This window comes from Verrucomicrobiota bacterium (assembly GCA_038744685.1).
Classification (GTDB): domain Bacteria; phylum Verrucomicrobiota; class Verrucomicrobiia; order Opitutales; family Puniceicoccaceae; genus Puniceicoccus.
This window is the reverse complement of the sequence record JBCDMB010000001.1, coordinates 161,096-173,946: the sequence shown is the minus strand read 5'-3', so window position 1 is coordinate 173,946 and position 12,851 is coordinate 161,096. Positions and strand designations below refer to the sequence as shown.

The following is a 12,851-nucleotide window of genomic DNA, read 5'->3' as shown; positions in this document are numbered from 1 at the left end:
GCCTATGATTTTCCCATAGCAGCCAGGAAAAAGTTCCGTTGCTTCTCGGTAATTTCCATCCCGAGCTTCTCCATCACCATCAAAAGGTCCTCCCAGACTTTTCTCTTACTGGCCACCGATTCCTGGTGAAGAAGGTACGACGGGTGATAGGTCACCATCAGCGGAGTGTCATGAAACTCATTCCACTTCCCTCGCAGACGACTCATCTGGCCCTTGGTCTCCACCCCGAGCAGCCCTTTCGCAGCCGTTCCCCCCAGGGCGACAACCACTTTTGGCTGAATAATCTCAATCTGGGCTTTGAGGTAAGGTAAGCAAAAATCCATCTCTTCGTCCGTTGGTGGTCGATTTCCAAACGCAGTCCCTGTTTGCGGCCTCCAATTCATGATGTTGCCGATATACACATCCTCCCGCTTCAAGCCCATCGCACGGATCATTCCATTGAGTAGCTCACCCGCTTTCCCAACGAACGGTTCCCCCTGAGTCTCCTCATCGGCACCGGGGGCTTCCCCGCAAAAGAAGAGTTCCGCATCCAGGTTTCCCACCCCAAACACGATTTTCTTTCCCGGATTGAGATTCTCCCGACAGACCGGACACGAAAGCACTCTTCCCTGCAACCACTCCCATTGCTCTCGTTTAGAGCCGGGCGGGAGAGCGATCTCCGGCACGTCAGCCAGAGAAGACTCCCGCGACACTTCTACCTCAACTGGTGGACGAGGACCCCCTTGGTCGGCACTCCTCTTGGTTGAAACAGCTGAATCTGACGCAACACTGCCGCCACGCTCCTTTTCGCCCTTTCCGGCACATTCCAAAACCCGAAGAGTTTCATCCGACATGGATACGCCCTCCACTCCTTCAGAACGCAGTTGTCGCAACTCTTCGACAACGAGGTTCAGCAGTTCGCGATCCATACCTCAATTCCTCCGTGTCTCGACGATCTTCTCCACGTATTTCGCCAACAAATCAAACTCCAGATTCACCAGATCACCGACTTTTCTCTCCTGCAAATTTGTCACCTCGAGGGTGTGTGGAATCAGCCAGATCGAAAATCCATCTTCAAAAACTTCCGTCACCGTCAGCGAGATTCCGTCCACAGCCACACATCCTTTTTCAACAAGATAAGCGACCGATTCCTTCCGGCACTGAATTTTCAGGTAGAAGTCCGATTCTTTCTTCTCCAACACCTCAATTCTTCCGGTTTCATCCACATGCCCGCTTACAAAATGACCACCCATTCTGGTGGTTGGAAGTAGACTGCGTTCAAGGTTAATCAGTCCTCCAACATCGAGCTGATTGATTGAAGTCCGCTTCACCGTTTCCAGCAAAAGATCGAAGGATAGTTCACACCCTTCCACTTTCACCACGGTCAGACAACAGCCATTCACGGCTATTGAATCCCCTATCGAGACTTCGGTCATAAACGAGGGAGCCTTGACCATCAGTTCGAAGCTCTTTGTTCCCTTTGCAAAACGAAGGATTTCACCTGCGCCCTCTACTAAACCCGTAAACATAGGAAGACAGTAGCCTTTCCAGTACCCCACTTTCCAGACGAATTTTACCGCCAATCCTCACTTGTCAGTTCGAAAGCCAGGATTGTATCCTCAGTGGATGAAATCCGCCCCCATCCTGGTCGTTGGTAGCTTTGTGCAGGACCTCACTTTTTCAACCGCGCGCTTCCCCTCACCCGGGGAGACGGTAGTCGGAGAATTCATAACCGGGCCTGGTGGTAAGGGAAGTAATCAGGCGGTGGCTGCCCGGCGGGCCGGCTCCGAGGTCATCTACGTTGGCGCAGTCGGCAGGGACGCCTTCGCCTCGGAAGTGAGAAAGTTCTATCAGACGGAGGGGATCGTTGCTCACCTGGCAGAATACGCCGAGAAGGCGACCGGGACCGCGGGAATCTTGTTTGACGAATCTGGGGAGAATGAAATCGTGGTGGCGCTTGGCGCGAACGCAGACCTATCGCCCTCGGACATAAGCGACGACGACGTGGCCTCCGCGGGTCTTCTCGTGTGCCAGCTGGAGTGCAACTTAGACGCTGTTGCCGATGTGATGAAGCGGACTGGAGAAAAGGGGATAAAAAGGATCCTCAACCCCGCACCGTTAAGGCCCGATCTTCCGGTTGAGCTGATTCATATGGCCGATTTTTTGATCCCGAACGAATCCGAATTCGTTGCCGTCCTGAAAAAACTCGGCATCGAGTCTCTGCCCACCGATGAAATCGCCACCCTCTCGGGAGAAGAATTGGATAGCCTCTGCCGGAAAGTTGGAACAGAGACCGTGCTAGTGACCTTGGGCGGAAATGGTGCCCATCTCTCTACCGAGAATTTCTGGGAACGGATCCCGGCAGAAGAAGGGGTTGTACCGGTGGATACTACTGGTGCTGGAGACGCGTTCGTTGGAGCATTCTCTGCCGGCCTACAGCGATTCGACAATGATCCGCTAAAAGCAGCCCAATTTGCCAACCGCGCGGCCGCTATTTCGGTGACGCGCAAGGGAACCGCACCCGCGATGGCCACACTCGAAGAAATTGAGGGCTGAGCGATACCGGACCACCGGAAATTCAGTTCGTGTTCCGATTTTCGAACCGACGCTTTACCTTTCCCTGAGTTTGGCTCAAACCTCTCCAAATGCTCAGGTCTCTCACGGAGATCGCGTCCAGCTTGGACGTGACCAATCTGAAGCTCGATGCCACGTCAGGGGATATCGAAGATCTTTGTCATGAAGCTCTCGCCAACAGTGTTGCGGCCGTCTGTGTCTACCCGAACAGCGTCCCGATCTGCCGGAAGATTCTTGGCTCTGGCGAGGTTGGCCTAGCGACGGTAATCGGTTTTCCCAGCGGCCGTTACTCGACTCGCTCCAAGGCGACAGAAATTGATGAGGTCGCTGCAAGAGGTGCGTCGGAGGTTGACATCGTGATCGACTACTCCGCTTTGATTGCCGGTGAGACGTCTGCAGTTGCCAAAGAAATTTCGGACCTAGCCGCAGTCTGCAGAAAGGTAGGGCTCATTTCTAAATTTATCGTCGAAACCTGCTATTTGGATCGTGAACAAAAACTTCAGGCACTCTCCTTCTGCGAAGATGCAGGCGCGAACTTCATAAAGACTTCAACCGGTTTCGGTGGATCGGGCGCTAAGCTAGAAGATGTTCAGCTCTGGGCAACATCACTTCGGTCAGCAGATCTGAAAATCAAGGCAAGTGGGGGCATACGCACGCGAAAGCAAGTTCGGGATTTTCTTGACGCCGGGGCCTCACGCGTTGGGCTCCGATCAGCGAAGACGGTTTTGTCTGGAGAGGGTAAAGGTGACAGCCAGTGATCCCTGAAAATCTCAAATTGGCATCCGTTTTCCCACGGTAAACCCTATTGAAATTCTTCAACCAAACTACAAATTTTGGTTGAGTGTCTGGGAAATTTCCGTTCTTCCAGAAAGTTTTTTCCAAAACCAGAGAAATCCCAACCCAGTCCCGCAAAACATGAGCGAAGCAAAACCCGAAACCCGTGAATTCCAAGCTGAGGTCAAGCAACTCCTTGATATCGTGGTCCACTCTCTCTACACGGACCGTGAAATCTTTATTCGTGAGCTGGTCTCAAATGCCTCGGACGCCCTTGAAAAATTGAGACACCTGCAGCTCACCGAAAAGAACGTGTTTGACGACGGCCTCGAGTCGGAAATCAACGTATCGACTGACGATCAGGCGGGAACGATTACCTTCCAGGACTTTGGATTGGGAATGGATCGCGAAGAGCTTGTTGAAAATCTTGGGACGATCGCGCATTCCGGCTCGAAAACATTTCTCAAAGCCTTGCAGGAAGGTGGTTCCAAGAACGAAAACCTGATCGGCCAGTTCGGGGTCGGTTTCTACAGCGTCTTCATGGTTGCGAAGGAAGTGAAGTTCTACACCCACTCCTGGAAGCCCGACTCGCAGGGATACTGCTGGACCAGTGATGGTTCCGGGACCTACGAAATCGAAGAGTCGGAAGGCCAGCGTCGTGGTGCCAAGATCGTCATTTACCTGAAAGACGACCACAAGGAGTTCGCGAAAGCAGACCGCGTTAAAGGGGTTCTGGAGAACTACTCTGCTTTTGTTCCCTTCCCCCTCAACCTAAACGGCGACAAGATCAACACAGTTGGAGCTCTTTGGCTGAAGAGTGCCTCTGAGATCACCGAGGAAGAGTACAAAGACTTCTACAAATTTCAGGCTCATGCGTTCGATGAACCGAGGTTCTGGCTCCACTTCACAGCAGACGCTCCACTGGAAATCCACTCACTCCTTTTTGCCCCCCAGCAGAACATGGAACAATTCGGCTTCGGACGCATGGAGCCGGGTGTATCTCTCTACTGCCGAAAGGTCCTGATTGATCGCAACCCAGAGGGCCTCCTTCCGGAGTGGATGCGCTTTGTGCGCGGAGTTGTCGACAGCGCGGATCTCCCTCTCAATATCTCCCGTGAATCCATGCAAGACAGCTCGGTGATCCGGAAACTGAGCAAGGTTTTAACCCGCCGCTTCCTCAAACTACTCGGGGAAAAAGACAAGAAGGACCCAGACGCCTTCAAGGACTTTTACGCCAACTTCAGCCAATACTTGAAGGAAGGTGTCGTATCCGACGCGAGCCATCGCGAGGATCTCTCCAAGCTTCTTCGTTACGAATCCTCACTCACCGACTCAAGTAAGCAAACGGGATTTGCGGATTATGTGAGTCGAATGGGGGAAGACCAAAAAGAGATCTACTACCTCTTCGGCTCTGGACGTTCGGGTATCGAATCGGGTCCCTACCTGGAAGCGTTTGTATCGAGAGGTATCGAAGTCCTCTTTGTTACCGATCCGATTGACGAGTTCGTCATGTCCCACTTGGCCGAGTTTGACGGGAAAAAGCTGGTCTCGGCTGACCGCGAAGACATCGAACTGCCCGACAGCCCGGAAGAGCAGACCGAAGCGCTCGACCGAGAAGAAGGCGAAGCGTTGAGCAAGTGGGTGAAGGAGAAATTGGGAGATCAGGTCAGTGACGTCGTTATGAGCAAGCGGTTGACCGACAGTCCCGCCGTTGTTCTAAACGCCGATAGCGCAATGAGCGCCAACATGCGCCGGGTGATGAAAGCAATGAATCAGGACGGACCCGAGCTTCCCGAGACACCCGTCCGATTCGAGCTCAACCCGCAGCATACTCTTGTTAAAAAAGTCGCAAGCCTTCGCTCGGATGATGAGAACTTGGCTGGCTTAATCGCCGAGCAACTGTTTGCGGGGGCTCGGCTAAGCGCAGGCCTCGAGGACGACTCCAGCAAAGTAGTCAAAGGGATGAACGAGGTACTTAGTGCCTTGCTCGAGCGGTAGTCTGGCCAACGGCCTACGATTGGGCAGGGTCGTCCAGCTCGACAATTTGTCTCGCCTGTTCGAGCATGCGGTTTGCCAAGCGCTCCACACCGCGACTGACCACCTGACTCGCCGGAAAATACTCACTCGCAGCCGCAAACTTCGTTAATGCAGCAGCGTAATTTCCTTCCGCTTCAAGCCGTTCTGCTTCATCCACTTCGCTAACGAACTCGGCAATTGTCGGGACCACTGAGGAAAGCATGCTGTGGTATCGACGGTCATCCCCTGCTACCGTTTCAATTTCTTTTAGCAACTCCCAGGCAGCAAAAGCCTCTCCTCGCCCACGCCGCTCTTCCGCTGCACGTACTCCGTAATCGATTGTTTGCACAGCCTCAAGAGCCTCTCTCAGCTGCTCTCCCCGATAGCTATCACCGCTCAAAGCTGCGAGATACTCTTCCCTACGCTCAAAAATGCGGCGGTAATCGCCTGCAGAAAAATCGAGGTCGAAATCTGAGATGAAGTCAGCTCCGGTAACGGAGTCTGTCAAAAATGTCTCGATCTCCGGATTCAGCGGCCAAACTTCAAAAGCTTCTCCGATCAGCGTCTCTGCCTGATCCACGTCGCCCCGGATCATGGCGCCACGCGCCGCCAGAAGCTTTAGGCGACTTCCCTGTTTCGCTACATTGATCGCAGCCATGGCCTCGCGATCAGGGAAATCGGCAGCTATCGCAGAAATGGATTGGATCAGTTCTTCCAGTGCCTGGAAATCCTTCAGCTCTACCAATCGGCGGGCCTCATCCAAGTCGAAATAAAGCTCACGAAGCACACGTTTCTTTTCCTCCGGAAAAAGCACAACCTCCAAAGAGTATTCACCTAGGAAGAAAGTCTCTTGCAATCGTTCCAAAGCAGAGATCATTTGGCCCTGTTCGTAGGCGTTTTCTACGGACCTCATCCCTGTGCGCACGTCATCGATCGCTTGGATCGCAACAAACTCGAGACTGTCGACCGTGGGGATCATCTCCAATTCAGGAAGGTAAGCAACGAGTTGTTCACCCCCTACCTCCAGATCTTGGGCAGTGCTCTTAAACAGCGTCCGGTAAAACGACGAAAGGATCAATGCATGTTGGAAACGCCTCTGCGCGAGGAACGAAACAATTTGGCTTTGCATCTTCAAGCGCGCTTTCAAGCCAATCTCCTGAAGCTTAAATCCTTGAGCCGCAAGCAATGCCTCCTGCTCAGTCAGCCGTTTCATAGCCTGCGCAAGAACAGTCGCTCCGCTTCCGTCCAGCGACGGCGCCGGAACGTTGGCCTCCCCTAGATTCTCCAACTCTTGAAGGTTGTTAATCCGGCGACGCTCTTCCCGTTCGGTCTCAACCAAAACACTGTTCTCTAAACGATCCCGTTCGTCGTTCTCCAATTCTTCCTGAAACTGCTGGTCAATAAAGAGCTCTCGGTCCCGCCAGTTATCGTAGACCAGATTAGCAATCACCAATGAGTTCTGACCGTCCACCTCGTGGTCGCTTGCCTGGAAAAGTAGCTTCCAGGAAGAGATGACGGAACGCCAGGGATCCTCTTCATCCTCGGGACCGTTCGCTTTGTTGAGCATCGAGAGCCGACCTCGGATCTGATCCATTAAAGAGAGATACAGGCGAGAATCCATCGAGTTCACCGGCGTGTTCAGGTAGCGAACAAACCGTGCCCGCATGATCCGACCCTGACCCAACTGAAATGACCGACCCTTCCAATTGAGTGTTCCCTCCTCCGGATCGATCGAATCGGACTCCACATTAAAAACTCGGTCGACGAGCGCAACGAGGGTGTCGCTTTCATAGGAACCGGCACCGGGAGCCACGGGGGCCGATGTGGCCGCGGGCGTCGGCTGCGGCGCTGAGCTCTCCTCCTGTCCCACAAGGGGAGAGACAAGTCCATACGACAAAAGAGAAAACAGTGCCAAGCGAACCATAGAAAACCTCCTCAGATTTTACTCATTCCATGAACAAAAAGAAGACCGCCACTTTCCACCGAAATATTGAACCGATATCTCTGCTGAAACCCGAGGTTTACCTCTACCGTGCTCGGAATGAAAAGCGGTAGAGGAGACCCGTTTGTTGACGATTCCACCAAAACAATACGACCCAGACGATCTTCAGAAGCTAGAATATTCACCACTGCGGCGTTTAAGTGGTATCGATTCCCCGAAAATTGCAACGGCCTCTCCATGAATGCAACGACGGGAAGGGGTTCAGGATATCCCCTTTTATCCCGGTTCTGAAACCACCAAGAACCAGCGAGCCCAAGGGCAATCAGAAGGGCAAAAAGCAAGACGTAACCAAAGACAGACTTCATCCGTATCCTGTATAGGCTCGCATAGGAGCGTGCGAAACTCCAGACAAATTCCGTTTACCGAGAAAGACGGGAGATCGCCCGGCAGTCGATATCTAGCGCTAGAACAGTACCGTAGTTCTCAGCTCGAATTTCTCCGATGTGCCACCCCCGACAAAACAAGGACGATTGCCGATAGCGCTTGGATCGCCAGAACCATAATACTCAGTCCTACAGCTGGAACCGTTTCTTCACTCACAATCACTGCTGCGTCGTAAAGTCCGGTTTCCCGGAAAGAACCCAGAAAAGCAGCCCAACCCCAATACGTAGTGATCACCAATCGAACAATGTCGATAAATGGTTCGGGAAGGGAAATAACCACTCCTGAGAGAGGAAGTTGGAAGCCAACAATATAGATGGCGAGCAGAGACGCCTTTTCACCTGATTTCATCCAGGCTGAAAACCCGAGGGCCAACCATGTGAGGCAGAGAGATACGAGGGTCAAAGTGGTCATCTGCACCCACCAACTGCCCGGAAAGTGCACAACAGACTTTACGATAATGGTCATCGCGACGCCTTGGAGCACCGCGATCGATCCAGAGAAGAGAATTTTCTCTAAACAATAGGGACCTGGCTTCAGCCCCCGAAGTGATTCCTGAAAAAAGAGATCCGCTTCCGGCGCGATCTCGCGGGCTCCGTTGTTCCCACCGGTTAGAGTAAGCAAGACCACTTGGAAAAGAATCAGACTACTCACGAGTGAGCCTAGTTCGGCGGCTTCTTTCGCGAATGCCATCTTACTCTCAATCTGAGCTAAAGCGCCCAGCGTCGAGTCCAGTGAAAGCCGCGACAACTGCGGGATTCCGTCCAAAGCAAAAATCACGACGAGGAGCGGAAAACCAATGGTGATCGCTGCAGTCAGCAAGAGGACTCCACGATCGCGGAAGAAAAGCCGTAAGCGACGATTCAGGAGGGTGCTCGCTTGGCGAGCGAATCCAGCGGGCCTCGGACGTCCCCTTGCTACCCCACCTGACCCATCTTCTGATTCCATATCCACAATCGGAGGAGAAGGGTTTTGAACCGTTTCTTCCTGATCGGCCCAGCGGCGTCTCCAATCGTCCTCAGAGCCCTCTTCGTTGATCAGTCGAAACAGGCGCACCGGATCTTCCAACTGGAACCACTGGAGAAAAGAGGCATAATCGCCCTCAAAGATCTTTTGTCCCTTCTTGAGGACCACAATCCAATCGAACCGTTCGAGGTGATGAAGATTGTGAATCACATTCACGACTGTCTTCCCCTGCCGATCCACCAGAGAACGAATCAAATCCAGAATTCCCTCCTCGGACTCAGGATCCAGACCAGCAGTTACCTCATCACAAAAGAGCAGTTCAGGGTCCGCAACCAGTTCGAGCGCTAAAGCCATCCTTCGCAGCTGCCCTCCACTCAACCGACCGACCATCTGGCTTCGAAGACCTGTCAATCCGGTTTGAGAAAGCAATTCATCGACGCGTCTGGTCATCTCCTGGGGTCTCACGTCGAGAAGGCGAAGACTGTAGGTAATTGACTCTTCCACCGAAAGGTCTTCGTGGGCTACGCAAAACTGCGGAACATACCCTACTCGTCCCACTCGGTCCTCATTGTCCTTTAGCTCCCTTCCATCCAGAAGGAATTTGCCGTCCACCTCCAACGCACTCGAACCCACTGCCGAGCGAACCAATGTCGTCTTCCCACAGCCGGAAGGACCAATCACCGCGTTCATCGCCCGAGGACGAAACCGGAGCGATACGCCATCAATCACACGGTTGGTGCTCGAACCCACCGAAACGTCACACACCTCCATCATCGCGATAAACCTCCACTTTCCCACGAACTCATGCCCCGCATCAGCGATAAGTAATCCTCGGCACGCTTGTCAGGGTCAAACCGTTCGGCTGCCAATTTCCGAAATGATCGGGCCCGTTCGACAATCGCTGGACTCCGCTCAAATCCACAAAGCCAATCCCTTAGTTGAAGTTCGCCCTCTTCCGAGTCAGAAAAAACGGCTCCGCCAGTCTCATCTCCAATTAGCTCTTCGACCCCCGCACAGCGCAGAGCTCCCACCGGGACTCCCGCACAGAGAGCCTCGACAATCGCATTGGGGGACGACTCTTCTTGAGAAACAGAAACTAGAACGTCCGCGGCGGCCAAAAATCGATCCACATCAGCTCGGTTCCCCCAAAAAGAAACCCTTGCTGAATCCAGCAATCGACCCGCATCGCGCTGAACTTCTCTTCGAGTGGCTCCATTGCCTACAAACCAAAGCCGAGCATGACTGCGAACCTGCTCCGAAAGCTGTTTCCAAATCGAGAGGAGTCTGTGTTGACGCTTACCAGGAACAAACGAACCGAGACTCAGAATCACCAATTCATCCTCTTCCACCCCAAGAGCGTAACGCGAGCCTTCACGGTCAGGTAGCGATCTTTCTGCAAACCGACACCCGTTCTCCACCACAGAGATCCGCGAGCCATCGATTCCGAGCGGTTCCAGCAGCCCGGCAGCAAAACGACTATTGCAAACCACGCGCTCAGAAGCGCGAACCGTGCGTAAATACCTGCCCGGAAGCTTCCGCCCCGTTCTCACAGTCGCAACAACGCCACCTCCACCGCGTTTCCTCAACAACGCCGCTAAAGCAGAGTTCCCATTTCGGCCAAAGGCAATCATATGATCGGGACGAAACTGGCTGATCGCTCGTTCCAATCCGGGTGCCCACCAGTTCAGTGGAGAACGAATGGATTGCAAATGCTGGACAGGCACCTCGTCTTCTTTCAAACCGCCGCCCAACGGTCCTCCACGTCGAAACACGATTCGACAGACCTCATTTCCCATTCGCGACCACCTACGGGTTAAATCCAAAAACTGGGTCTCCGTTCCCCCGACCCGCAAATAGTCTTGAAGCGCTAGAATTCTCACCGCTAGTCACCGGATATTGTAGTAGCGCTTTTGAAAAAAGCTCATCCACCTTTCCGGTAAGATCTTCGCCATGAACGGGGCAAACTTTGCCTGAAAAAACGTTCCCACGCGAACCGTTCCAGAGTTGCCTGCCAGCAAAGCACTTCGAAGCGGTGGCCAAATCGCTTCGGGATCAGCCCCCTGCTGCAAATGCTTCTCCAGCGCAGCCCAAACTTGCGCCAAGTCGTCAGACGACTCCTTCCGATGAATCGCCTCGTTGAACCCGGTCCGATAGTCCCCCGGACGCAAGTCCAAGACGAATGCCCGATTCCCTCCACCGGGGAACTCAATCGCAAGAGAACGCGAAAACCCGGACAATCCCGCCTTAACCGCATTGTAGCCATGAAGAAAAGGGAGAGGAAACTCGACCGCAAGAGACGACACATTTACGACCCCCGTTCCCAATTCATGGTGAACCCCTGCGGAAAGAAAAGCACGAGCTAGATCTGCGGCGCTGGTCAACATCGCGGTTACTTGTTTGCTGAGCGACTCCCCGGTCACTCCTTTGATTGAAGAAAATTCTCCGTAACCAGCGTTATTCACGAGCAAAGTCGGCCAGTCCGTCCAAGGAGGTGCCTGGATAAACTGCCTCACCGCCTCTCCGTCCGCAAGATCCAGCTCAACCGGTCGAAACGGCAAACCGGTATCGACAATGCGTTTCGCAGATCGGCTTCCGGCCCACACCTCCACCCCTTCGGCTTGTAGGGATTTTGCAATGACAAGTCCCAGACCGGAACTGGCTCCGGTAACAAAAGCGGCCGGAAATCTCTGGGAAAAGGAATTCAAGTTCAGCCAGACCTGTCCTAATTTATTGCATTGAAGGGATAGAGAGCAAAGGGCGAACGCTGAACTTCCAAATACGCAGGGTTCCGATTGTTCAGCAGTCCGAAACCAGTAACCAAGGGTCAAACCCTCTCAAAAACAAGGCTCACGTTAGCTCCTCCGAATCCACTGCTGTTGCTAATCAGCCGATCAAACGATCGTTTCTCGGAGACCTTTGGTATGTTGAGGTCTTCTGCCCCCGCTTCGGGATTTTCAAAATTGGCCGATCCTGGAATCACTCCTTCTTTCAGGGCAAGAACCGAGAGCACCGCTTCCAAAATGCTCGCCATTGACAAAGCGTGACCGGTGAGGGCTTTCGTACTACTCACTGCTGGGGAACAACCGGTTTCCGTAAACACTTTGTGAAGGGCCTTGATTTCAGCCACGTCACCCATCGGCGTCGAGGGAGCGTGCGCGTTCACGTAGTCAATATCTGCCGGGGTAAGCCCAGCTCGCTTTAGCCCAAGTTCCATTGCCCGTCTGAGTCCATCGCCTTCTGGCTGGGGGAGGACCGCGCTAAAACCATCGGATGCTTGGCCGTAGCCCCCCAGCCTCGCATAAACAGAAGCGTTCCGACTCTGCGCCAACTCCTCCGATTCCAGGATCATCGCAACCCCGCCTCCGGTTCCGACGAAACCGTCATGATCCCGGTCAAACGGGCGGGAAGCCTTCTTGGGATCGCAATTCAAAGAGAGAGCGCGCATCGCAGCAAAAGGAAGGATACACTCGGTGTTCCCGTCTTCCGCTCCCACGACAATCATCCGATTCTGCCGGCCGGAAGCGATTTCCTCGAAAGCAGCTCCCAAGGCATGCCCAGAAGAGGCACAGGCGGATACATAACCACAGGTAGCCCCTCGAATGTGAAAATAGCTCGCTAGATTAAAATTGAGCGTCCCCGCGATCGAGGCGACGATGGCTTTCGGCTGGGATCGCTCCGCACCGTATTGTCTCAAGTGATTCACATGATGAACCAGTGAGGAAGTAGAACCTGCCGACGCTGTAAACATCCCGGTCTCGGGATCCGATATTTCCTCTGGGTCGAGGCCCGCATCGGCAAGGGCGTCAGTCAGCGCACAGAATCCGTACAGAACGTGCGGTGAAAGACTACGAAGAAAGGAACGGTTGATTTTGTAGCGCTCCGGAAATCCCCAGTCCTCCTGATCCATAGAATCGGTTTCAAAGCCCTTGATCGTTCCAAGAACGTGGACCGGTATCTTTGGGTCTGCGAAGCCCTCGTATAGCTCGATCCCCGATTTGAGTTCGGTCAGCGAGTCGAGAGCTTCCTTAAGGTTGTTCCCAATACTCGAGATGATTCCCAGGCCTGTAACGACAACGCCACTCATCGGTGAAGTCTTGCTATGAAGTGGATTCGCATGAACGAAACCACAGACCTAAACCCATCCGCTTCCACCAACGCA

The 12,851-nt window shown here is 53.5% G+C and carries 11 protein-coding genes; 3 read left to right on the top strand and 8 right to left on the bottom strand.

Going from position 1 to position 12,851, the window contains the following annotated elements; translation table 11 throughout:
- Positions 1 to 2: 2 nt before the first annotated feature.
- Together AAGJ81_00685 and AAGJ81_00680 are read right to left on the bottom strand one after the other, a co-directional pair.
- Entirely contained in the window at positions 3 to 908 is a 906-nt protein-coding gene (locus AAGJ81_00685; protein ID MEM0964651.1) for a uracil-DNA glycosylase, read from the bottom strand.
- Positions 909 to 911: 3 nt separating this feature from the next.
- Positions 912 to 1,538, bottom strand: a complete 627-nt coding sequence (locus tag AAGJ81_00680) for a riboflavin synthase (GenBank protein MEM0964650.1) — start codon at positions 1,536 to 1,538, stop codon at positions 912 to 914.
- A 67-nt stretch (positions 1,539 to 1,605) separates the two neighbouring features.
- Here AAGJ81_00680 and AAGJ81_00675 point away from each other — a divergent pair, with 67 nt between their 5' ends.
- The 3 genes from AAGJ81_00675 to htpG all read left to right on the top strand — a co-directional run bounded on the left by AAGJ81_00675 (position 1,606) and on the right by htpG (position 5,325).
- Complete coding sequence (locus AAGJ81_00675; GenBank protein MEM0964649.1) at positions 1,606 to 2,535, top strand: ribokinase; 930 nt, start codon at positions 1,606 to 1,608, stop codon at positions 2,533 to 2,535.
- 89 nt (positions 2,536 to 2,624) lie between these two features.
- Positions 2,625 to 3,311, top strand: a complete 687-nt coding sequence (gene deoC, locus AAGJ81_00670; protein MEM0964648.1) for a deoxyribose-phosphate aldolase — start codon at positions 2,625 to 2,627, stop codon at positions 3,309 to 3,311.
- A 157-nt stretch (positions 3,312 to 3,468) separates the two neighbouring features.
- Positions 3,469 to 5,325 (top strand): molecular chaperone HtpG, encoded by a 1,857-nt coding sequence (htpG, locus tag AAGJ81_00665; GenBank protein MEM0964647.1) that lies wholly within the window; start codon positions 3,469 to 3,471, stop codon positions 5,323 to 5,325.
- A gap of 13 nt (positions 5,326 to 5,338) precedes the next feature.
- Here the strand turns inward: htpG and AAGJ81_00660 are convergent, their stop codons facing one another.
- From AAGJ81_00660 to AAGJ81_00635, 6 genes are all read right to left on the bottom strand, one after another.
- Positions 5,339 to 7,267 carry a hypothetical protein gene (locus AAGJ81_00660; protein ID MEM0964646.1) on the bottom strand — a complete coding sequence of 643 codons (1,929 nt, stop codon included), beginning with the start codon at positions 7,265 to 7,267 and terminating at the stop codon, positions 5,339 to 5,341.
- Positions 7,268 to 7,278: 11 nt separating this feature from the next.
- Positions 7,279 to 7,650 carry a hypothetical protein gene (locus tag AAGJ81_00655; protein MEM0964645.1) on the bottom strand — a complete coding sequence of 124 codons (372 nt, stop codon included), beginning with the start codon at positions 7,648 to 7,650 and terminating at the stop codon, positions 7,279 to 7,281.
- Positions 7,651 to 7,768: 118 nt separating this feature from the next.
- A complete protein-coding gene (locus AAGJ81_00650) occupies positions 7,769 to 9,466 on the bottom strand; it encodes an ATP-binding cassette domain-containing protein (GenBank protein ID MEM0964644.1) in 1,698 nt (565 codons plus the stop codon).
- Entirely contained in the window at positions 9,463 to 10,572 is a 1,110-nt protein-coding gene (locus AAGJ81_00645) for a glycosyltransferase (GenBank protein MEM0964643.1), read from the bottom strand. Before AAGJ81_00645 ends, AAGJ81_00650 begins: the two co-directional genes overlap by 4 nt.
- A gap of 6 nt (positions 10,573 to 10,578) precedes the next feature.
- The gene (locus AAGJ81_00640) at positions 10,579 to 11,397 is read right to left on the bottom strand and encodes an SDR family NAD(P)-dependent oxidoreductase (GenBank protein ID MEM0964642.1); all 819 of its coding nucleotides are present in this window, start codon (positions 11,395 to 11,397) and stop codon (positions 10,579 to 10,581) included.
- A gap of 119 nt (positions 11,398 to 11,516) precedes the next feature.
- Positions 11,517 to 12,776, bottom strand: a complete 1,260-nt coding sequence (locus AAGJ81_00635) for a beta-ketoacyl-[acyl-carrier-protein] synthase family protein (protein MEM0964641.1) — start codon at positions 12,774 to 12,776, stop codon at positions 11,517 to 11,519.
- Between the last annotated feature and the right edge of the window lie 75 nt (positions 12,777 to 12,851).

Coding starts and splice junctions, on each gene's coding strand:
- AAGJ81_00635 (MEM0964641.1), bottom strand. CDS start 12,776: ATGAGTGGCGTTGTCGTTACAGGCCTGGGAATCATCTCGAGTATTGGG.
- AAGJ81_00685 (MEM0964651.1), bottom strand. CDS start 908: ATGGATCGCGAACTGCTGAACCTCGTTGTCGAAGAGTTGCGACAACTG.
- deoC (MEM0964648.1), top strand. CDS start 2,625: ATGCTCAGGTCTCTCACGGAGATCGCGTCCAGCTTGGACGTGACCAAT.
- htpG (MEM0964647.1), top strand. CDS start 3,469: ATGAGCGAAGCAAAACCCGAAACCCGTGAATTCCAAGCTGAGGTCAAG.
- AAGJ81_00650 (MEM0964644.1), bottom strand. CDS start 9,466: ATGATGGAGGTGTGTGACGTTTCGGTGGGTTCGAGCACCAACCGTGTG.
- AAGJ81_00675 (MEM0964649.1), top strand. CDS start 1,606: ATGAAATCCGCCCCCATCCTGGTCGTTGGTAGCTTTGTGCAGGACCTC.
- AAGJ81_00655 (MEM0964645.1), bottom strand. CDS start 7,650: ATGAAGTCTGTCTTTGGTTACGTCTTGCTTTTTGCCCTTCTGATTGCC.
- AAGJ81_00660 (MEM0964646.1), bottom strand. CDS start 7,267: ATGGTTCGCTTGGCACTGTTTTCTCTTTTGTCGTATGGACTTGTCTCT.